This is a genomic window from Pseudomonas medicaginis, assembly GCF_965119365.1.
Lineage (GTDB): Bacteria > Pseudomonadota > Gammaproteobacteria > Pseudomonadales > Pseudomonadaceae > Aquipseudomonas.
In genome coordinates, this window is the sequence record NZ_OZ221631.1 from 3,569,171 (window position 1) to 3,588,949 (window position 19,779).

Sequence of the window (19,779 nt, forward strand, 5' to 3'; positions counted from 1 at the left end):
TCTCCATTTTCTGTTTGGTGGAGTTGACAGTGTAGGGGCCGCTTCGCGGCCCAGCGGGGATAAATCCCCTCGCCACAGGTACTGTGGCTGGCTTTACTTCTCTGCATCAATACGTGAGTTACTTGGGGTACAACGGCGGCAATCCCGAATCAGCGGCCGAATCCATCGCCCCTTCGGTGGGCGGGATGGTGCGGATGGCGCGCCACAGGTCTTCGCCCTGCCAATACTGGCCGGTCTCGCTGTAGAGTGCGCCGTTGAGGCCGTCCAGGGCATCGGAAAGGGGCACGAAACGCGCCGCCATGTCGGCCAGGGTCTCCGGCTGCTGGCGGGCCCAGGCATCCAGGGCCTGGCGGGTGGCGTGGGGGTCGTTGGCCAGGCAGGTGCGCTTGAGGTCGTCCAGCAAGGTGCGCGGGCTGGGCCCGGCCTGGGTGGAGCGCAGGATTGCCGGCTGCCAACGGGCGCGCCACCACAAGCCAAAGCCGAGCAGCGTCGTGCAGGCAAGGAGGAAAGTGCTCAGTTGCCAGTACCACAGGGTTTCGCTGTCGACCGTCGTCACGATCTGCGTCGTACCGGCCGGCGTATCCACCATCAGGCTTGGATTGTTCGCCACCTGCAGGGTCCGCGCCGGAAGGCTGGTGTGGTCCAGGTGATCTTCCAGGGTGTTCCACCAGACCACTTCCACCGGCGGTAGCTCGATGGTGCCGCTGCGGTTGGGTACCAGTGCCTCGCGGTCTTCGCGGCTGCCCACCAGCCCGCGTTCACTGCTGCGGCTGCTGAGTACCGGTTGGTCCGGGTAGCGACGCAAGCCATTGATCTCGGTGGCTGGCAACGGTGGCAGTTGGGCGCTGGCCAGGCCTTCGGCTTCCAGGGTCAGGCTGCGGGTCAGGGAATCACCCACCTGGCTGTGGGTCGGTTCCGGGCTCCAGCTTTCGCTCAAGGACAGGCTGCGTGCCGGCAACCAGGGCACGTCGGCCGGGTAGCTGGCGGGCTTGGGCTTGACGTTCAACAGCAGTTGTTCAGAGCTTACCCGCATCAATTGGCCGGGCTTGGGACCTGAAGGAGCGGCGTCCTTGGCCACCGGTTCGACCAGGGTGGCGCTGAAGGTCTGGGCAGGAATCGTCAGCTCGCCGCTGCGCTGCGGGTAGATGCCATAACGCAGTTCAATCACCCCGTGGCGCACATCGTTGATGACCTTTTCATAGGTGCGCGATTCGCCCAGTTGTTCGGTGCGGGCATCGGGGATGTGCAGCGGTGTCAGGCTGCTGTCGTCGTACAGCGACACCGAATGGTAGATGCGCAGGGTCAGGATCGCCTGGGCCTGCACGTACACGTCGCGCTGGTCGAGGCTGGCCTCGATGAACACGGGGGCCAGGGTCCCCGAGGCGCTGCGGGTTTCGCTCTCGATCACTTGCAAGGTGATGGGCTGGCTGCTCACTTCGCCCAGTTGCAGGGGCGGAATGATCACGGTGCCGCTTCGACGCGGCAGCAAGGTGACGATCCAGCGGGTGGTGGCGCGGTTCTCGCCGTCGAGGGTCGTCAACTGGTTGACCTGGCGGGTGCCGCGCACATCGAACAAGGCCTGGAGCGGGCCCAGGTCGGGTTTGCCGAACAACGTGGCGTCGTTGGATTCCAGGGTCAGCTCCACCGTTTCCCCGGAGTTCAGGCGGCTGCGATCCACACTGGCCGTCAGCTGTGCAGCCTGGGTGGCAGAGGCCCAGAGCAGCAAGACGAGGAGGTAGACGGTGAGGCGGGTCATTGGGTTTTTCCCTGGGCCTGATGGCTTTGCTGTTCATACCAGAATTTACGCCTGAGCAGCTCGCCCGGATTGTCCGGGATCTGGCGCAGCCACTGCTCCATGGCCTGGCGTTGTTCTTCTTCATTGCGCTGGCCTGCGGCGGGGCGCAGCGGCGGCGTAGTGGTCTGCTCGTCGGGCAGTTCGCTGCCCGGCACATCCTGGGCGGTGGGCGGTTGTGCGGTGCGTGTGGGCTGGGATTCGTCCGGCGTCGCGGTTGGCTCGGCGGAGGGCTGCCCCGGTTCGGATGATTGACTCGTCGAAGTGCTATTGGGCGCTTGTTCGGCCTGGCCCGGTTCCTCGCTTTCGGCGGGCTTGGGTTCCGGTGCCGGTGAGGCCTGTTCGTTCAACAGGCTCTGTACCAGGGCCTTGTTGGTCTGGGCCGGGCGCAGGTCGGGTTGCAACTCAAGGGCTTGTTCATAGGCATCCAGTGCCGCTTCCAGTTCGCCGCTCCTGGCCAGGGCATTGCCACGATTGTAGTGCGCACGGGCGTCGTTGCCTTCGGCGAAGCGTCGGGCCGCTTCGCTGTATTGGCCGGCTTCGTACAAGGCGACGCCTTGCCATTGGCGGTCCTCGAAGTGGGCGGCGGCTTCGGCGGGACGCTTTTGCTTGAGCAAGTGCTGGCCCTGTTGGTCGGCGCGCAACCACAGGTCCTGGAATTCGAAGGCATGACCGGTTTGCGGCAACACGAACAGCAGCGGCAGGCAGAACAGCCAGCCTCGACGCCCGGCGCAGGCGGCCAGCAGCAACAAGGGCAGGAGCAGCCAATAACCCTGGTCGGCCCAGGTGTCCAGGCGCAACGTCTGGCCATCGCTGAGCAGATGACGAGGGCCGTCCAGCAGGCCCAGGCCGCGCAGGTCGCTGTCGTCCAACCGCGCCGCGCGATAGCGGCCGTCCAGCTCGTTGGCGAAGGCCTTGAGGCCCGGGCTGTCCAGGCGTGGCACCAGGATCGAGCCCTGGGCATCCTTGAGGTAACTGCCGTCTTCCTGGGCCACCGGTGCACCTTCGCGAGTACCGATGCCCAGCATCAGCCATTGCGTGGCGGACCCCTCCAGGACCTGCCGGATGCCTTCGCGCTCCAGTTCGTTCAGCGACGAGCCGATCAGCAGGATCCGGCCGTGGCCGAGCTCACCCTGGTCCAGCAGGGCCTTGGCCTTATGAACCGCCAGGTCGGCGCGATGGCCGCCTTGGGGCATGATCGACGGCGCGAGGGCTTCGAGCAGGTTGGTGCTGGTGGCCAGGTCGTCGGACAGTGGCACCAGCGTGTGGGCGCTGCCGGCATAGACGATGATTGCGGTCTGGGCATCGCTGCGATTGTGCAGCAGATCCAGCACTTTGCGCCGGGCCTGTTCCAGGCGCGTGGGCGGGACATCGGTGGCGAGCATCTCCGGGGTCAGTTCCAGGATCACCACCAGCGGGTCGGCGGGTTTCTGGCTGGTCTGTTCGACCCGCGCCCAGCTCGGCCCCAGCAACGCCAACATGATCAACAGCCAGCCCAGGCCCAGGGCAATCCACGGCAGTCGGCTTTCCCGGCCACTGCCGCCACTGAGCAGTACAGCGTGGAAGGCCGGCGGCAGGATCATCTGCCAGCGGCCCACTCGCTTCTGCCGGTGCCACAGTTGCCAGAGCAACCAGCCCAGCAACGGCAGCAGCAACACGAACCAGGGACGTAGCCAGTGCGGCCAGAGGGCGATCATCGACGCCTCCGCAAGCGCAGGCGCTTGAGCCGCTGGCGCCACTCGGTATGTTGGGCCGGCTGGAACAGCGCCTGGTTGAGCAGGCGTTGCAGCGGATTGTCCGGCCAGCGTGCCCGGGCCACCAGCAACATGCTCAACAGCAGCGCAACGGCCAGGGGCCAGTGGTACAGCGCCAGGGCAGGGCGCGCCTGGGTCGGTTGCTGGGTCACCGGTTCGAGCTGGTCGAGGGTGGTCTTGATCGCCAGCAATTGCTTACCATCCTGGGCGCGGAAATAGCGACCGCCCGTGACCTGGGCAATGTCCTTGAGCGTTGGTTCGTCGAGGTCCAGGCTCGGGTTGACGCCGAGAAAGCCCGCCGTGCCGCTTTGTTCCGGATCGGCACCGATGCCGATCGGGTAGATTTTCACGCCTTCGTCGGCGGCCAGCCGCGCAGCGGTCAGTGGATCGATTTCGCCGCCGTTATTGGCACCGTCGGTGACCAGGATCAGCACGCGACTGTGGGCCGGACGCTGGCGCAGGCGCTTGAGGGCCAGGCCGATGGCGTCGCCGATGGCCGTGTTCTTGCCGGCGATGCCGATGCGCGCCTCGTCGAGCCAACGACGCACGGTGCGCCGGTCGAAGGTCAGTGGCGCCTGCAGGTAGGCCTGGCTGCCGAAGAGGATCAGGCCGACCCGGTCACCTTCGCGAGCTTCGAGAAAATCCCCGAGCATATGCTGGACCAGCGCGAGGCGGCTGACGTCTTCGTCCTTCCATTGCATGTCGGGAAAATCCATGGAGCCCGAGACATCCACCGCCACCAGCAGGTCGCGACCGCTGGCGGCAATGGGCAACGGTTCTCCCAGCCACTGCGGTCGCGCAGCGGCGATCAGCAACAGCAACCAGAGCAGGAGGAAGGGCGCCTGTTGCCGCCAGGTCGGCAGGTTGGCCCGGGCCCGACGGCCCACCAAACCCTCCAGGTCGGCGAGGAAACTGACCTTGAGCGCCGGCTCGCCGCTGTCGGCCGCCGGCAGCACCAGGCGCATCAGCCAGGGCAGCGGTAACAGGACGAACACCCACGGCCAGGCGAATTCAAACATGTTTGCGAATCCAGATTTCGACCGCCTGGGTCAGGCCGGCGATGGCTTTGTCATCGAGTTTGCATTCGGGCTTGTACGCGCCCTCCACCAGTACCATCCAGCGCGTCAGGCCGGCGGCCGGGCAACGGTTATCGAGGAAGGCCAGCCATTTGCGCCCATTGAGGGTGTGGCTCTGGCTGTAGGGGTAGTGGTTGCGACACAGGCGTTTGAGCAGGCCGTTGAGCTGTTGCAACCAGGCACCGGCCGGTGCGCCGTCGTAGGGCTTGGGCAGGCGGGCGAGTTCGGCCAGGGCGGCCAGGCGCAACGGGTCCAGGGGTTGCTCGCTGCGGTCCGTGGCGCGCTTGGCGGGCATGAACCGCCGCAATTGCCACAACCCCAGACCGAGCAGCGGCAGCACCACCAGCAGCAACCACCAGCCCGGCGCGGGCGGCCAGAAACCGATGGGGGGCGGGGCCATCAACGGCTGCAGTTGATCGAGGCTGCTCATCGGCTTTTTCCGGCCCGCTTGGGGTTCAGGTATTCGCGCAGTTGCTCGACCATGTCGCCCTGGGTGCTCAGGGGCATCATCAGGATCCGCAGTTTCTGCGCCAGCAGTTCCCAGCGTTCCTGGCGGGCGTCGGCCTGGGCGCGATAGGCCTGGCGCAGTTCGAAATTCAGAGTGTCGAGTTCCAGTTTGGCATCGCGCTGGGCGAAGCGCAGCAAGCCGGCGGCGGGCAAGGCGTGATCCAGCGGGTCGGACAGCGGCAGCAGCAACAGGTCGCAATGGCGCGACAGCAGGCTCAATTGCTGCTCGGCGCTGTCGGACAATGCACGCTCGTCGCAAATCACGATCGCCAGGCTGCCGGGTCGCAGCACCTCTCGGGCCCGACGCAGGGCGACACCGAACGAGTCGCGGTCCGGCTCGCCTTCGGTGTGCAGTGACTGGTTGACCCGCACCAACCGATTGAGCAATTGCAGAAGGCTCTGCTTGCTGCGCCGCGGCTTGACCTCGTAGTGGGTGTTATTGCCGAACACCAGGCCGCCGACCCGGTCGTTGTGCCCCAGCGCGGCCCAGCCGATCAGGCTCGCGGCCTGGGCGGCGAGCACCGACTTGAACATCAGCCCCGAACCGAAGAACAGTCGGTGGCTTTGTTCGATCATGATGAAAATCGGTCGCTCCCGTTCTTCGTGGAACAGCTTGGTGTGGGGCTCCTGGGTCCGGGCGGTGACGCGCCAGTCAATGGTGCGTACGTCGTCGCCGGCCTGGTAGACCCGCACCTGGTCGAAATCCACCCCGCGCCCGCGCAGCTTGGAGTGGTGCAGGCCGATCAGCGGGCTGCGCTGGCCCGGTGTCGAGAACAACTGCACCTCGCGCACGCGATGGCGCATCTCGATCAGCTCCGAAAGGCTGACACGGATGCCCGGTGCGGGCGCCAAGGGATTATTCATGGTTCATGCTCAAGCGACAGCGACGACGTCGAGAATCCGCTGCACGACCCGATCCTGGTCGATGCCGGCGGCCTCGGCTTCGAACGACAGGATGATGCGATGGCGCAGCACGTCGAACAGCACGGCCTGGATGTCCTCCGGGCTGACGAAATCACGGCCGGCCAGCCAGGCGTGGGCGCGGGCACAGCGATCCAGGGCGATGGAACCCCGTGGGCTGGCGCCGTAGGCGATCCACTCGGCCATCTCCGGGTCGAACTTGGCCGGGTTGCGGGTGGCCATGATCAGTTGCACCAAGTACTCCTCCACGGCGTCGGCCATGTACAACCCGAGGATTTCCTTGCGCGCGGAGAAAATCGCCTGCTGGCTCACGCGGCGTTCGGGCTTGGTCTCGCCGTTCAGCGCTTCGCCCCGGGCCTGCTGCAGGATACGGCGTTCCACCGTTGCATCCGGGAAGCCGATCTTGACGTGCATCAGGAATCGGTCGAGCTGGGCCTCGGGCAGCGGGTAGGTGCCTTCCTGCTCGATCGGGTTCTGCGTGGCCATCACCAGGAACAGCGGTGACAGTTCATAGGTGCTGCGCCCGACACTGACCTGGCGCTCGGCCATGGCTTCGAGCAGGGCCGACTGGACCTTGGCCGGGGCACGGTTGATTTCGTCCGCCAGCACCAGGTTGTGGAAGATCGGCCCTTGCTGGAACACGAAACTGCCGGTTTCCGGGCGATAGATCTCCGTGCCGGTGATGTCGGCGGGCAGCAGGTCGGGGGTGAACTGGATGCGATGGAACTGCGCTTCGATGCCCTCGGCCAACTCTTTGATGGCCTTGGTCTTGGCCAGCCCGGGCGCGCCTTCCACCAGCATGTGGCCGTCGGCGAGCAGGGCGATGAGCAGGCGCTCGATGAGTTTTTCCTGGCCGAGAATCTGCGTTGAAAGAAAGGTTCGCAGCGCCAGCAGCGCTTCACGATGTTCCATCGGTGACTGTTCCTGGAAAGGGTGGCCCCAGGCGTTCGGATAACGCCGGGGCTGGGGGCGTTACTTTAATGCATGGCGGGGGGTGGCGACTAACGGGATTTTGATTGGCCGTGTGAATTGTGATCGGCTTGGAAAGATTGTGGGAGTGGGTTTGCTTGCCATGAATCCTCCCGGACAGGCGCACTTACCCCGTGGCGAGGGAGCTTGCTCCCGCTTGACCGGGCTGGCGCTCCAGTGCGAAGCACTCACAAAGTGAAGGGGTGTTTATCCGGATGTAGGAGTGTTCTGTATCGGGCTACGTTGTCTTGCGCCATTGCCTACGACTGCGCCAGAATCCGCCGGCTTGTGCGCTTGGGAGGCAGATTCTATCGTTTCCGGGTCGCTGATGAATCAGCGATCGGGTTTGGTAGCCCGGCTCTCCTGACGCGCAGTCCATTGAATGCAAGGGGCTCTTCGCCCTCTGTTTTATGGTGGCCATGCGTAGGGCGTCTTCGGATGCGCCGGGTTGTCAGGTGACCGGTCTACCAACCTCCGTATGGCCATCACCCATTCGTTTGGTAGCGAGAGGGATGGCTCCAATTTCTCACCTGGAGCTTTATCAATGTTCAAAGCAACTCCAAACCCGCCGAACACCGAACCAACCTCACCGCGCCCAAAAACCAAGTCCCAAAAACACGACGAAGCCACCGACCGCGTCCTCGACCATTACCTGAACCCCAAGCCGAACAAAACCGAATCCGATCCAGCCCCCGGCCAACTCTTCACCGTCAACAAAGACATCGACACCGAAAGCCTGCTTGCCAACCTCAGCGAAACCCTGGCTTCGGCCAATGCCATGGTCAATGACCTGGCTTTCGACCTGGACGGTTCACGCCGGCATTTCCTCCTGGGCATTCAGCAACTGATCGAACTGGGCAGCCTGCTGGCGAACCGTGCACTGGACAACATCGAAACCCATCAGCCGACATAGCCCTTGTGGCATTCCTTAAATCCTGGGCCTGTCGCAAAACCTGTGGGAGGCCCAGGATCTGAGTGTTGTCACAGCTCCGATGTGGGAGCGAGCCCGCTCGCGATGACGGCAGCAGATCCACCACCGTCTTTCGCTAGTTCTGCATCCGAATCTCATCCACCAGCAGCTTGACTGCTGGCCTGTCGATCAGCTCCCGCCACGGACCATCGTCCACGATGGCCCCATCATGCATCACAATAACCCGGTCAAATCGATGCAGGTGGTCAATGTCATGGGTGACACATATCAACCCCTGCCTGGCAAAAACGTCGAATAAGAGGTCCCAGAGGGGCGTGGTCAGCCTGGGTTCGATGGATGCGCTTGGCTCGTCGAACAAATTGAATTTTCCGGGCTTGTTGATCAGGCGCAGCAGCGATAGGCGTTTGGCTTCACCTCCGGAGATATTCGAAGCATTTTCGCTGACCTGCCTTGTTGACACGATTTCATCCAGCTCCAATTGCCGTATGGCTCTAGACAAAATTGGCGATGCGCTGCCTCCGAACAGAACCGATTGTTCAAAGGGGCCTTCCAGAAACCGTGGTTGTTGGGGGCAGTATCTCAAGGCGTCCAAGTGAGTTTGACCGGTCAAAAGTGAGACCGGTACCGAGTCGATACTCAGCTGGTCTCGCTTTGATGCATCAAGCCCGGCGAGGACCTCCAGAAAAGTGGTTTTGCCTGCGCCACTAGGGCCCGTAACGGCCACTGACTGCCCTTGAGTAAATGCCAGGGAGCGCTTGATAGACAGGCGAAGCGGTCCCGTTCCTGCTACTTCGCAGGGTCCGAGTTCCAGGACTGAGGACCGCTGGAAATCGACCCACGCCAGCTGATCGCTGCGATCGAAATCCGGAAGTGATAACAGACCCTGAAATTGACGCTGGTCTGCAAGGAACTGATCAAGAACACGATACCCTTCAGTCAATGTTGAAATACTGAGCAGATAACTCCCTGCGATTGAAAAAATGGCAACCAACTGCCCGACACTGATACTGGGCTGCCCCGACAGTTGGTCCACGACGCCCCAGTAGAGCAATCCCCCAGTGGAAAGGCTTACGAACAATATCTTGGCGGTGCTCAGCAGGCCGCCCGATGATGCTGTTGTCACCGCAGCGTTGGCATAGCTTCCGAACGCTGTGTTCAACGGGCGCAGGGCCGTAGGTATGGTGCTTTCCAGTTTTATGACTTTCCCCGCGTTGAGGGTGTTGTAGAGGTGGGCACTTAATTCATCTTCCTGTTCATTGACTGCGTCGATGTGCTTTCTCCGCCATCTGATGATTTTATGGGTAATAGCCAGATAGATGATTCCGAGCGCCGTCATGCTCAAAAAAATTTCACTGCCCCCAATATAAATAAAAGCCACCCCAACAACTATGAACTCCAAGAGTACGGGGAGCGCAATGGTCACAATGAACGTCAGCAGTTGTTCGTGAGCAGTAATTCCGCGCTCGACCGATTTGATGAAGTGGCCGATTCTCCAGGAGTTGAATAGCGAAAATTCCTTGCCCATGAGTTCGGTGATCCACTCGATGGACGCATTCATGATAATGCTCTGTACCAGCTTGGACAGCGCATGGACTTGCAGCGGAGTGATGATGGCATGAATACATCCCGCGACGATCAGGCCCGTCGTCAGGGCGAGCAGCGTGCTGGATGCTGGATTTCTGTTGCCTTGCAGGGTGTCGATGATGGTTCCAAGTAACAGGGGCGGGGCGAGTATGATGAGTTTGAGTGCGATGATCGTGACGATGGTCACTGCTAGGAGTTTTGTGTGTTTTCTATAGGAGTTTTTTATCATTGTGTGAATGCTGTGCATGTACTCGCTCCTGGTTGGTTCGTGTTTCGATAGTTCAACCGCGCAACACGTGCTGAGGCGCCACCAAGCGACCGTTCCTAATGATATTGAAGCGCTCAAGTCCTGGGATATAAACTTGAGTGACAAGGCTGTTGCTTGAAAAGCGGGCTACGGTTCGACGGAATATTTTCAATCCTGCATTTGAAAGGTTTTTTTGCAGTACTTCTAATTGTGCGGAAACTGTTGCGGGGTCGATGTGTGCAGGATTGTCAATGATGGGAAGTGCTACTCTTGTGATTGGTGCGAAGTCAATCAGAAGTTTCAGGTGCTTTGATTGGGATAGCAAATCAAAGGCTTCTCTATCTATAGATTCTTCAGTTGCATCATATAAGTTCTCGGACTGGAACTGTTCAGTAATTGCTCTTTGGATGGCAGTATGGATTTCAAGCGAGCATCCGGAGCCAATGGGTGAAAGATGGTGAGATCCAGGGCCGGCTTTGGGAAATGCCACAGCAAAATAAACTGACAGCACATCCTTGATAATAATCACTTGCAGTTTACTCGCTGACGCCAAGGCAGAGGGGTGGTCCCTCAGCGCTGTTTCAAGCAAGGCGGTAGAAGGCGTGTACAGTTCCATTGCCGGGCCGAGACCACAGATAGCCATATAGAAAAGAGACAGAATATGCCTCTCGATTATTTCGTGGGTACCATGTAACAGTGCTTCGTTCTCTGTGCAACCAAAAGCAATTCCTGAGTTTGATGAGTAGCGAGATAGAAAATGCAATGCAGAATTCGAATCTTCGTGGACGGATCGCGTCGTTTTCGGGCATAGAAGGGCGCAAGGAGCGAATAACTCTTCATTGTTGTTGAGCGACGTAAGCCTATAACATTCAATTAATTTTTCGGTGTGAGGCAGGCTGGTAAAAATCCCATCTTCTGTAACGGCTTTTTGAGTAGCTATCTTGTCGGAGCGGTACCGTGGGGGAGAATCAGCAAGCGGCTGAAAGGTGCTGAAGTGTTCAATACTTTCTGCGAGTGCGCCTATGAGTGAGTCTGGTCCCTTGCCAGCCCCCGATTCAACTAGATTATCGTTGCCATCAAACAGCTCTGCCGTCGCTACCAGCTTGGATGGTGTCGTGTACCGTGTTACTGCGCTGAGGCCCAGTGTATGAAGCGTGGACATGATATTGAATAGCGCTTCGGTGGGTGCTAGTTCTCGTTCAGGCATATGGCTCTCCGTTAATGGATGCCGAAAGGAGATCCTTTCGGCATCTGTTCGCCGATATTTAATCGGTCACCAGTTTAATTGATCAGTGATGCAAAAAAATCGGCTTCCGTTTCGAGTAGGCCTTTAGAAAAACCTAATGCCTGTGGCAGGCCGAAGAAGGTGTTATTTATTTCAGAGCGTTTTCTGCCCATGTTGATTTACTCCAATGTAGTTAATGGGCGTCGCGACGCGAGCGCCCAACTTGCGTGTGTTCGCAAGTGATTAATTAATAACATTGAGGTGGGGTGAAGGCTATTGCGGGACTTCCGAGGCTATCGTAGGTTCGTTCTTGCCGTTGAGTAGGAGGGCGATGTAGGAATGTAGCTGCTTTGTTGAAATTGTCGTTTCTCGCTACTATTTTCGTCGTTTGGAATGTTTATATTATTTTAAGAGCGGATCGAAAGGGCCATCCGACAAGCTTGCAGAAGTGTTCTCAGGCGGGTGTGTCCGGGAAGGTTGTTTTTGTGCAGGTCTGAATGGATACGGTTGCCATCGCGATCCTGCTTGCGATGGCATATTCGAAGGCGGCAATACGTCAGCCTACCCACACCCCCGCATTCACCAGATTCACCGGCCGCTCACCCGCCAACGCCGCCAACAGATTGTCCACCGCGCAGCGCGCCATCGCTTCCCGGGTCTCGTGGGTGGCCGAGCCCATGTGCGGTGTCGCCACCACGTTGTCCATCTGCAGTAGCGGCGAATCCGCACTCAAGGGCTCGCGCTCGAACACATCCAGCCCCGCGCCACGGATCTGGCCGTTGCGCAGGGCATCGATCAGTGCCGCTTCGTCCACCACCTTGCCTCGGGAAATATTGATGAAGAGGGTCTCGGGACGCATTCGGGCAAACGCCTGCGCATCGATCAACCCTTGGGTTTCAGCCGTCAAAGGCAAGGTCAGGCAAACGAAATCCGCCTCTTGCAACAATGTTTCGAGACTGCAGTAACGCGCACCGAAACGCTGCTCGACGGCGGGCTTGGGCGAATGACTGTGGTAGAGCACGGGCATGCCGAAACCGAAGTGCCCACGCTGGGCCAAGGCTTCGCCGATGCGGCCCATACCGATGATGCCCAGGGTCTTGCCATGGACATCGGTGCCGAAATGCCGGGGGCCGATGCTCTGTTGCCAACCACCTTCGCGGACCAGGTTTGCCAGTTCCACCACGCGCCGGGCGGTTGCCAGGATCAGGGCGAAACCGGTGTCCGCGGTGGTTTCGGTCAGCACGTCCGGCGTATTGCTGAGCAGGATCCGGCGCTCGGTCAGGTAGTCGATGTCGTAGTTATCGACCCCCACCGAGACGCTGGCGATGGCTTGCAGGTTCGGCGCCAGGTCCAGCAGCGCCGCATCCAGTTTGAGGCTGGCGCCCAGCAGGCCGTGGGCCGTGGGGAGGGCGTCGCGCAGTTGCGCCAGGCCTTGGGCATCGAGGTGTTCGATGAGCGTGACGTGGGCCTGGGCTTGCAGGCGAGCCATCAATTGAGGTGACAGCGCTTTGTACAACACCACGTGTTTTTTCATGGGGAGGGTCTCGATTCAGGAACGGGCAGGCGTCGGGTGTGGCGCCGCGTTGTGGGGGACGGTCCGGTCGCTGGCGCCGGGCTTGAGGGCGAGGGTTAGCACGACTGACAGCAGTAACGCGCCGCTCATCAGCAGGAAGGACATGCCAGGGGAGCCTGTGGTGCCGTTGAGGTAGCCCACCAGGTACGAGCCGCCGAACGAGCCCAGCGCGCCCATGCTGTTGATCAGCGCCATGGCGCCGCCGGCGACATTGGCCGGGAGGATTTCCGGAACGATGGCGAAGAACGGACCATACGGCGCATACATGCAAGCGCCGGCGACCACCAGCAAGCCATAGGACCACCAGAAATGCTCGGCCCCCAGCAGGTAGGAGGCGTAGAACGCGATGGAGGCGATCAGCAGCGGCGGCCAGACAAAACGCTTGCGCTTTTGCGCCTTGTCCGACGCCCAGGACACCACCAGCATGCCGATCACCGCCGCCAGGTACGGCAAGGACGACAGCCACCCGGCCTCGACCATGTTCATCTGAAGGCCGGCCTTGAGGATCGACGGCAACCAGAGCACAAATCCGTAGACGCCAATGCTCCAGCAGAAAAACTGCAACGCCAGGATGATCACCTTGGGGGAACGGAAGGCTTCGGCGTAGTTTTTCACCGCCTTGATGCCGACCTGTTCGGCCGCCAAGACGCTTTCCAGGTCGTGTTTTTCCTGGTCGCTGAGCCACTTGGCCTGGGCCGGGCGATCATCGGCCAGGCGCCACCAGATAAAAGCCCAGAGCACCGCCGGCAGGCCTTCGATGATGAACATCCAGCGCCAGTCGAATTGCTGCACCAGGTAACCCGACACCACCGACATCCACAGCATGGTCACCGGGTTGCCGAGGATCAGGAAGGTATTGGCGCGCGAACGTTCGGCCCGGGTGAACCAATGACACAAGTACACCAGCATCGCCGGCATCACTGCCGCCTCGACCACTCCAAGCATGAAGCGGATCACGATCAGCCAGTAGGCGCTGGAGACCACACCCGTCAAGGTGGCCAGTGAACCCCAGAGGATCAGGCTGACGAAGATCAGCTTTTTCACACTGTGTTTTTGTGCGTAGATCGCCCCCGGGACCTGGAAGAAAAAGTAGCCGAGGAAAAACAGTGCCCCCAGCAGCGACGACAGCCCCGGGGTGATCATCAGGTCCTCGGCCATACCCGAGGCGGCGGCGAATCCATAGTTGGCCCGGTCGAGGTAGGCCAGGCTGTAGGTGATGAACACGATGGGCATGATGTACCACCAGCGGCGGGTGGCGAGGTTGAGCGTTTGCATGTCGTTGACTCCTGAGCTTGTTGTTTTTGTTGCAGCAGGTGCGTTTTGTGGTGGTTCTATCGCGAGCAAGCTCCCACAGGGGTTAACTCGATCCCCTGTGGGAGCGAGCTTGCTCGCGATAGGCGGTTTCAAATTCAGCCAATAACTCGGTGCGGGTCGGCAGCCCCTCCATATCCCCACGGCTCTGCACCGCGCGGCTGCCAATCCAGTTGGCGCGCCGCACGGCCTCGGTGATGGCATGGCCTTCGAGCAATGCGCTGATCAGGCCCACGGCGAAGCCATCACCGGCGCCCACGGTGTCCACCACGCGGGCCACGGGCACGCCGGGGATGACGCCTTGGTCCTGCGGCGTACGGTAATAGGCGCCGTCCGCGCCAAGCTTGATCACGACGATTTCGGCGCCCTGGTCCAGGTAAAACGCGGCGATGTCGGCCGGGTCGTCGAAGCCGGTCAGCAGTCGGCCTTCGCCGAGCCCCGGCAAGACCCAGTGGGCGAGGGCGGCGAGACGATTGATTTCAGTGATCATCATCGACTCGCTGCCCCACAGGCTCGGCCTCAGGTTGGGGTCGAACGACAGGCTGCGGCCGGTCTCGCGCATGCGGCTCATCAATTCAAAGGACATGTCGCGGGCCATGTTCGACAACGCCGGGACGATGCCGGTGGCGTGCAAGTGACGGGCGTCCAGCAGCGCTGGCGCGATGGAGTCGATCGACAGATGGCTGGCCGCCGAGCTGCGCCGGAAATACTCGACTTGCGGATCGCTGCCATCGACGGTATGGGACTTGAACTGAAAGCCGGTGGGGTGCTCCGGATCGATCGCCACGTGGCGACAATCCAAGCCTTCGTTTTCCAGGGTCTGCGTCACGAAGCGTCCCAGGGAATCGGCGCCGACCCGGCTCAGCCACCCTACCTTGAAGCCCAGTCGTGACAGGCCGATGGCCACGTTGCTGTCGGCCCCGGCAATGCGTTTGTGAAACTGGTCGACGCTGGCCAGGTCTCCGCGCTGGTCTGCCACCAGCATCGCCATGGTTTCGCCGAACGACAACACATCGAATTCAGACATGGACAGGCTCCCGGCGCGATTGCCCGAGACGGGACAGGGCGGCGACATGGCGGGTGGTCAATTGCAGCAGGTCATCGCCCTGCAGCGGATATTCGGCGGCGCGCATCACGTCAGGGGCCATGTGCTTGAGCAGTTGTTCCCACAGGTGCAGGTCGCTCATGGCTGGAGGCATCGCGACGAGTCTGCCGTCGTCGCGTCGGGCCACGGCCTTGCAATGCACATACGCTACATGCCGTCCGAGCTGCCGGGCGGCCACGGCGGCCGACTGGTCCTGCCATTGCCAGTTGCCAATGTCGAAGGTCATGGCGACGGGCAGTGCGTGCGCTTGTGCTGCGTTGAAGAAGCGTTGCATCGGTTCGATCCGTCCGCCTTGCAAGGTCTGGTCGTTTTCCACCAGTAACTGCACCGGGCTTGCGGCGAGTACCTGGGCCAGTGCCGCCAGGTCATTGGAGTCGGTGAAGTGGCCGAGGGAGACTTTCAACCAGGTCGAGCCGAACGCCTCGGCCCGTTGCAGGGCCGGGGCCAGGGCTGGGTTGGGCCTGGACTGGCCGGCGAGCCACAGTTCCAGTGGCGACGAGAAGATGCTGTGCAGCCCCCGGGCCCGGGCGGCGTTGGCCAGTTCCATGGGTTGCTCGGTGGTAAGCAACTCTTCGCGCCATTCGATGTGCGAAGCGCCGGCGGCGGCCAGCAGGTCGATGAAACTGCCTTGGCCTTGTTGCCGTACCAGGTCGGCGCCGTAGCTGGAAAGACTGATGGAAACGGGTGGGGTGTGCATTGTTATACCTCTGAAACCGGTTTCAGTTTTGTGCAAAAAAAAGGGGTGTGCTTCAGGGCCTCATCGCGAGCAAGCTCGCTCCCACATTGGATCTGTGGCGCACTGAAGATCCCTGTGGGAGCGAGCTTGCTCGCGATAGGGCCCTCACCATCACCGACCATTCCCAAGCGTCGACCCACGCTCAATCAACCGCGCCGCAAAATCCAGCGTCCGCACCGGCCCACTGTCCCCGCGCAAACGCTTGAGCAGACACTCGAACGCACTGGCGCCGATCTCCGCCGTCGGTTGGGCCAGGGCCGTGATGCCGCTGCCTACCAAGGGGTACCAATCGAGGTCGTCGAGGGCAATCAGGCCCACGTCGTCGAACAAGTGACAACCCAGCTCGCGCAACACCGTCGTGGCGGCCAACGCGGCAATGCCGTTGGCACAGAACAACGCCTTGAGGCCGGGGCCTGGTTGGGCCAGGAAAGCCTTGATGCGCGCGCTCAATTGGTCGCAGGTTTCCACCGCGGCGCCGGTCAGGGCAGGGCGTCGCGTGATGCCAGCCTTGAAACTCTCGACCCGTTCGATTCGCGAACTGGTGCCGTCAAACGGTTCGGTCACCAGCAACACCTCGCGGTAGCCCTGTTGTTCGAGGTGATCGAGGGCCATTTCGACGGCCTTTGGGTTGTCCAGCCCGACCAGGTCGCTGTCGAGCCGATCGACCTTGCGATCCACCAGCACCAGGGGCATTTCGCTGCGTAGTTCGAACAATTCGTCACGGTGGTGACCCAACGTGTTCACGATCAGCCCTTCGATGTTGTAGGCGCGCAGCAGCGCCAGGTGCTGGCGCTCCTGCTCGTCGTCGCGGTCGGTGTTGCACACCACCAGGCTATAGCCATGGCGACGACAGGCGGTTTCCACGCCATGCATCACAGCGATCGAATAGGGGTTGCGGATATCGGCCACCAGCATGCCGATCAGGCGTGTGCGCCCGCGCTTGAGGCCGCGGGCCATCTGGTTTGGCCGGTAGCCCAGCTCGCTGATGGCCTGCTCGATACGCCGGGCAATGGCCTCGGAGAGCAGGGCGCGGTCTTCGCCAATGAAACGCGAGACACTGGCCTTGGAGACCCCTGCACGTTCGGCGACGTCAAGCATGGTCACGCGGTTGCGCTGGGCGGTGGAAAAAAAATTCACGGATTGAAACCTGCTTATTGAATTTATTAGCGGCTCTGAAACCGGTTTCAGGAAACACCAGAACACAATGGGTCGTCAAGGATGACTTGGCAGGGGGACGACCGGCGGTGGTCGTTTCATTCGGACAGGGGGTGACGATCCGGCAGGTCTTCAGCAGAACCGGGCCAGCCGGGCAATTTGCAGCGCCCAAGGTCGTGTGGTTAGCTGCCTGCCTTTCCCAGCCCCTTGACTGCCGAAGCCACCATGAACTTTACCCAGCCTCGTTTGAGATTGCTGTCGATACTGAGTGTGACCCTGTTGGTGGTGGGCTGTACGTCCTATTACCTGTTTCGCCACAGCCGCGCGCCGGCTGATGAAGGTTTCGCCGTCGAGCAACTGAATGAAGGGGGCATGGAAGACATCGGCACCCTCGCGCCGCCTGAAGTGGAGAAACGCCTCAATTACTTGATTCAGGACACCGGTGAAACCCTCAGGTCCCTTGCGCTGGTCAGTGACGCGCAATTGAGCCTTACCCTGTCGACGACCGAGTCCGCCGCCGAGCAGCCGTTGCAATACGAGCCGCTGTTTGTCCCGTTCACCAAAGCGCAACTGAAAAGTGCGCTGGCGTCGGTCCAGGACCTGCGTTTTGCCCAAAAGCTGTACGCCGATAGTTCCGAAGTGAGGCTCGATACCAGCCGTCTCGATCCGCTCTGGAAGCGCGCCGCCACGCCGGATGAGCCGGCGGCCGAGCAGTACCTGCCGCAGCGGTTGCGCTTTCGCGATGGTAGCGAAAACACCTTTGCCGAGGTCAAGGCGCCGCCCAAGGTTGAGCCCGACGACATGATCGCGTCCCATGATGCCTTCGCACTGTCGGTGAACAAACCGCTGGCGAGTCTCGGCTTGACGGTCGCCTACCGCAGCTATCCAGCGTTCAAGAAAGTGGTGCTGGACAAGGATCACCCGAAAGTCACCCTGGACGACGGCCAGTCCTTCCTGCTCACCGCACTGGGCGATGCCAGCGCCTCTGTGCGCTTGAGTACACCGAAAGGGTCGACGTTTGTGGTGCAGGGGCTGGACGACGCCGGCAGGGCCCTCTACAGCCACGGTCACAACGCCCGGACGTTCCCCTCCGACGGCGATATCGCGGCGTTACATGATTATTACAAAGCGCTGCTGCAGACCAGGGACGATCTCCAGCAGTTCAAGACCGGCCGGGCGGTGCAACAGCAGTTGGAGCGCTTGACCGAGGCGTTGGCCGCTCAAGTGGGGCCGTTGACAAACACCGAGGTCGACTATCGATACGAGGCCACCCCGCAACGTATCGTCATTCATGTGCTCGAGCCGATGGAAGACGACACCGTTGAGTTCACCCAGGTCGACAACGTCCTGGCGGAGCAGGCGCGTTACATCGCTCTGGACCGGAACGCCGAGCGTTACGGCTTCATCGACCAGGCCGGCCAGTGGTTGATCAAGCCCCGTTGGGTGCAGGTGCAAGACAGCCTGATGGCGGATACCTACACGTTGTTGACCCCGGAGAAATCCAGCGACCCCGAATCGGGCTGGCAGGAATTGCACAGCCAGCTCGCCTATTTTCCTGCCGGCAGCAACAAGCTCGTGGACCTGCCGTTCGAATACATCACCGAAAGGTTGAGCAATGGCCTGCTGTTGGTGGAGCGGGAAACCAACGGACCTTATGGGCTCTACGATGCCAAGGAGCATCGTTTCGTATTGCCGATGAAATTCGTCAACCCCACCGTGACTGGCAACGTGTTCATTGCCCGTCTCGGCAAACGAACCGATGTCATGGAAGGCCTCTACGGCGCCTATACCCTGGACGGCAAGGAAATCCTGCCGGCGCAGTTCTCAGGCATCGAGCACAGCGAGGGTTTGCTCTACGCCAGCTCTGCCGACCGGAGTCGTCAGAACGTTTTCGACCTGGACGGTAAACGGATCAACCTGCAGGGTGACAACGTGATAGGCCGGTTGGTCGGGCAGCAACCGCTGTTGGTGCAAGACGCTAAAAGCAGGAAGTTTGCTTTTATCAATCGCCAGGGGACGCGGCTGCCCATCACGTTACCGTATGACGAGGTGGAACCGTTTTCCAACGGCATGGCGGTGGTCGGACGCGATGGCAGCTATGGCGCCATCGACCTGGCGGGCACCTTACGAGTCCCGCTGGAGTACAGCCAGCTCAACGCGTTCCAGACTCGGTACGCAGCAGCCATTCGGGCCGGTGGTGGTTCCCTGGTCCTGATCAGTCAAAACAACAAACTGATCAAGGAACTGGGTGCCTACACCAGCCTGGAGGTGCCAGATAACGGCAATGAGGCCCGTTATTACGTGAGGGACCCGAATGATAGCGACGCGTACCTGGTCTATGACGCTGATGGCAATCTGGTGCAGAAAGACGAATAACAGCCGGTGCATGGATCCCTCGCCCTGCAAGAGGGTCGGGCTTGATCGTTCCTCACACTCCGAGTGGGAACGATCAAGCCCGACAGGGTTCAGAGCTGGCTTATATAGGTGCCCGTCCCCTTGAGGATGTTCTGCAACGTCAGTTCCACTTCCGCCAGGTCCGCCCCATCGGTGTCGTGGATGATTTCCAGCACATCGTCGCCGTTGAGCGCATCGGCGTCCGCCGGGGCGATTTCGATCAGCAGGCGGGTAGGGCTGAGGGTGACCTTGACGCCGTCCAGCGTCGAAGGCTCGCCATCGAGGGCGATTTCCAGTTCGTCTTCGTCGGGGTAGCGGGTCATCAGGAACATTTCGCCCTGGGCACTGTGGCAGCAGAGCATGGCCATGTTGTCTTCTTCGTCGTCGCACGGGTTGGCGATCAGAAGGGCGGTGGTCATTTGCATGGTGATAGCTCCTGGCTCGATGCACCCGCCGGGTGCAAAAAGTGGATTCTGCCAGCCCGAACGATTTTCTGCTG

The 19,779-nt window shown here is 61.1% G+C and carries 16 protein-coding genes; 2 read left to right on the forward strand and 14 right to left on the reverse strand.

Going from position 1 to position 19,779, the window contains the following annotated elements; all coding sequences use genetic code 11:
- Positions 1–118: 118 nt before the first annotated feature.
- From ACMTA2_RS15705 to ACMTA2_RS15730, 6 genes are read right to left on the reverse strand one after another with little or no spacing between them, the layout of a single operon-like run.
- Positions 119–1,756: a BatD family protein gene (locus ACMTA2_RS15705; RefSeq protein WP_413790706.1), complete on the reverse strand. Its 1,638-nt coding sequence runs from the start codon at positions 1,754–1,756 to the stop codon at positions 119–121.
- Positions 1,753–3,489 (reverse strand): tetratricopeptide repeat protein, encoded by a 1,737-nt coding sequence (locus ACMTA2_RS15710; protein ID WP_413790707.1) that lies wholly within the window; start codon positions 3,487–3,489, stop codon positions 1,753–1,755. The genes ACMTA2_RS15705 and ACMTA2_RS15710 overlap by 4 nt, the downstream gene beginning before the upstream one ends.
- The gene (locus ACMTA2_RS15715) at positions 3,486–4,565 is read right to left on the reverse strand and encodes a vWA domain-containing protein (RefSeq protein WP_413790708.1); all 1,080 of its coding nucleotides are present in this window, start codon (positions 4,563–4,565) and stop codon (positions 3,486–3,488) included. The genes ACMTA2_RS15710 and ACMTA2_RS15715 overlap by 4 nt, the downstream gene beginning before the upstream one ends.
- Positions 4,558–5,052 carry a DUF4381 domain-containing protein gene (locus ACMTA2_RS15720; RefSeq protein WP_413790709.1) on the reverse strand — a complete coding sequence of 165 codons (495 nt, stop codon included), beginning with the start codon at positions 5,050–5,052 and terminating at the stop codon, positions 4,558–4,560. Before ACMTA2_RS15720 ends, ACMTA2_RS15715 begins: the two co-directional genes overlap by 8 nt.
- Positions 5,049–5,993, reverse strand: coding sequence for a DUF58 domain-containing protein (locus ACMTA2_RS15725; protein WP_413790710.1), 945 nt, complete (start codon positions 5,991–5,993; stop codon positions 5,049–5,051). Before ACMTA2_RS15725 ends, ACMTA2_RS15720 begins: the two co-directional genes overlap by 4 nt.
- Before the next feature lie 9 nt (positions 5,994–6,002).
- Positions 6,003–6,962, reverse strand: coding sequence for an AAA family ATPase (locus tag ACMTA2_RS15730; RefSeq protein WP_109756072.1), 960 nt, complete (start codon positions 6,960–6,962; stop codon positions 6,003–6,005).
- 601 nt (positions 6,963–7,563) lie between these two features.
- Between ACMTA2_RS15730 and ACMTA2_RS15735 the strand changes: the two genes are divergently transcribed.
- The gene (locus ACMTA2_RS15735; RefSeq protein WP_413790711.1) at positions 7,564–7,932 is read left to right on the forward strand and encodes a DUF6124 family protein; all 369 of its coding nucleotides are present in this window, start codon (positions 7,564–7,566) and stop codon (positions 7,930–7,932) included.
- Positions 7,933–8,065: 133 nt separating this feature from the next.
- Here the strand turns inward: ACMTA2_RS15735 and ACMTA2_RS15740 are convergent, their stop codons facing one another.
- The 7 genes from ACMTA2_RS15740 to ACMTA2_RS15770 all read right to left on the reverse strand — a co-directional run bounded on the left by ACMTA2_RS15740 (position 8,066) and on the right by ACMTA2_RS15770 (position 16,868).
- The gene (locus ACMTA2_RS15740; protein ID WP_413790712.1) at positions 8,066–9,781 is read right to left on the reverse strand and encodes an ATP-binding cassette domain-containing protein; all 1,716 of its coding nucleotides are present in this window, start codon (positions 9,779–9,781) and stop codon (positions 8,066–8,068) included.
- Positions 9,782–9,815: 34 nt separating this feature from the next.
- Complete coding sequence (locus ACMTA2_RS15745; protein ID WP_413790713.1) at positions 9,816–10,988, reverse strand: YcaO-like family protein; 1,173 nt, start codon at positions 10,986–10,988, stop codon at positions 9,816–9,818.
- A 574-nt stretch (positions 10,989–11,562) separates the two neighbouring features.
- Positions 11,563–12,540, reverse strand: coding sequence for a 2-hydroxyacid dehydrogenase (locus ACMTA2_RS15750; RefSeq protein WP_413790714.1), 978 nt, complete (start codon positions 12,538–12,540; stop codon positions 11,563–11,565).
- Positions 12,541–12,555: 15 nt separating this feature from the next.
- Positions 12,556–13,854: an MFS transporter gene (locus tag ACMTA2_RS15755; RefSeq protein ID WP_413790715.1), complete on the reverse strand. Its 1,299-nt coding sequence runs from the start codon at positions 13,852–13,854 to the stop codon at positions 12,556–12,558.
- An 82-nt stretch (positions 13,855–13,936) separates the two neighbouring features.
- Positions 13,937–14,917 carry a sugar kinase gene (locus tag ACMTA2_RS15760; protein WP_413790716.1) on the reverse strand — a complete coding sequence of 327 codons (981 nt, stop codon included), beginning with the start codon at positions 14,915–14,917 and terminating at the stop codon, positions 13,937–13,939.
- Positions 14,910–15,692, reverse strand: coding sequence for a sugar phosphate isomerase/epimerase family protein (locus ACMTA2_RS15765; protein ID WP_413790717.1), 783 nt, complete (start codon positions 15,690–15,692; stop codon positions 14,910–14,912). Before ACMTA2_RS15765 ends, ACMTA2_RS15760 begins: the two co-directional genes overlap by 8 nt.
- Positions 15,693–15,842: 150 nt before the next feature.
- On the reverse strand, positions 15,843–16,868 hold the full coding sequence (locus ACMTA2_RS15770; protein ID WP_413790718.1) for a LacI family DNA-binding transcriptional regulator: 1,026 nt from the start codon (positions 16,866–16,868) through the stop codon (positions 15,843–15,845).
- A gap of 243 nt (positions 16,869–17,111) precedes the next feature.
- Between ACMTA2_RS15770 and ACMTA2_RS15775 the strand changes: the two genes are divergently transcribed.
- Positions 17,112–19,262: a WG repeat-containing protein gene (locus ACMTA2_RS15775; RefSeq protein ID WP_413790719.1), complete on the forward strand. Its 2,151-nt coding sequence runs from the start codon at positions 17,112–17,114 to the stop codon at positions 19,260–19,262.
- 89 nt (positions 19,263–19,351) lie between these two features.
- On the opposite strand, the gene ACMTA2_RS15780 is transcribed toward ACMTA2_RS15775, so the two are convergent.
- Positions 19,352–19,705 (reverse strand): hypothetical protein, encoded by a 354-nt coding sequence (locus tag ACMTA2_RS15780; protein ID WP_413790720.1) that lies wholly within the window; start codon positions 19,703–19,705, stop codon positions 19,352–19,354.
- Positions 19,706–19,779 lie beyond the last annotated feature (74 nt).

What these genes read in the sequence shown, in the direction of transcription:
- ACMTA2_RS15725 (WP_413790710.1), bottom strand. Translation starts at nt 5,993, where the DNA reads ATGAATAATCCCTTGGCGCCCGCACCGGGCATCCGTGTCAGCCTTTCG.
- ACMTA2_RS15735 (WP_413790711.1), top strand. Translation starts at nt 7,564, where the DNA reads ATGTTCAAAGCAACTCCAAACCCGCCGAACACCGAACCAACCTCACCG.
- ACMTA2_RS15780 (WP_413790720.1), bottom strand. Translation starts at nt 19,705, where the DNA reads ATGCAAATGACCACCGCCCTTCTGATCGCCAACCCGTGCGACGACGAA.
- ACMTA2_RS15750 (WP_413790714.1), bottom strand. Translation starts at nt 12,540, where the DNA reads ATGAAAAAACACGTGGTGTTGTACAAAGCGCTGTCACCTCAATTGATG.
- ACMTA2_RS15730 (WP_109756072.1), bottom strand. Translation starts at nt 6,962, where the DNA reads ATGGAACATCGTGAAGCGCTGCTGGCGCTGCGAACCTTTCTTTCAACG.
- ACMTA2_RS15745 (WP_413790713.1), bottom strand. Translation starts at nt 10,988, where the DNA reads ATGCCTGAACGAGAACTAGCACCCACCGAAGCGCTATTCAATATCATG.
- ACMTA2_RS15775 (WP_413790719.1), top strand. Translation starts at nt 17,112, where the DNA reads ATGAACTTTACCCAGCCTCGTTTGAGATTGCTGTCGATACTGAGTGTG.
- ACMTA2_RS15755 (WP_413790715.1), bottom strand. Translation starts at nt 13,854, where the DNA reads ATGCAAACGCTCAACCTCGCCACCCGCCGCTGGTGGTACATCATGCCC.
- ACMTA2_RS15705 (WP_413790706.1), bottom strand. Translation starts at nt 1,756, where the DNA reads ATGACCCGCCTCACCGTCTACCTCCTCGTCTTGCTGCTCTGGGCCTCT.
- ACMTA2_RS15720 (WP_413790709.1), bottom strand. Translation starts at nt 5,052, where the DNA reads ATGAGCAGCCTCGATCAACTGCAGCCGTTGATGGCCCCGCCCCCCATC.
- ACMTA2_RS15715 (WP_413790708.1), bottom strand. Translation starts at nt 4,565, where the DNA reads ATGTTTGAATTCGCCTGGCCGTGGGTGTTCGTCCTGTTACCGCTGCCC.
- ACMTA2_RS15710 (WP_413790707.1), bottom strand. Translation starts at nt 3,489, where the DNA reads ATGATCGCCCTCTGGCCGCACTGGCTACGTCCCTGGTTCGTGTTGCTG.
- ACMTA2_RS15740 (WP_413790712.1), bottom strand. Translation starts at nt 9,781, where the DNA reads ATGCACAGCATTCACACAATGATAAAAAACTCCTATAGAAAACACACA.
- ACMTA2_RS15760 (WP_413790716.1), bottom strand. Translation starts at nt 14,917, where the DNA reads ATGTCTGAATTCGATGTGTTGTCGTTCGGCGAAACCATGGCGATGCTG.
- ACMTA2_RS15765 (WP_413790717.1), bottom strand. Translation starts at nt 15,692, where the DNA reads ATGCACACCCCACCCGTTTCCATCAGTCTTTCCAGCTACGGCGCCGAC.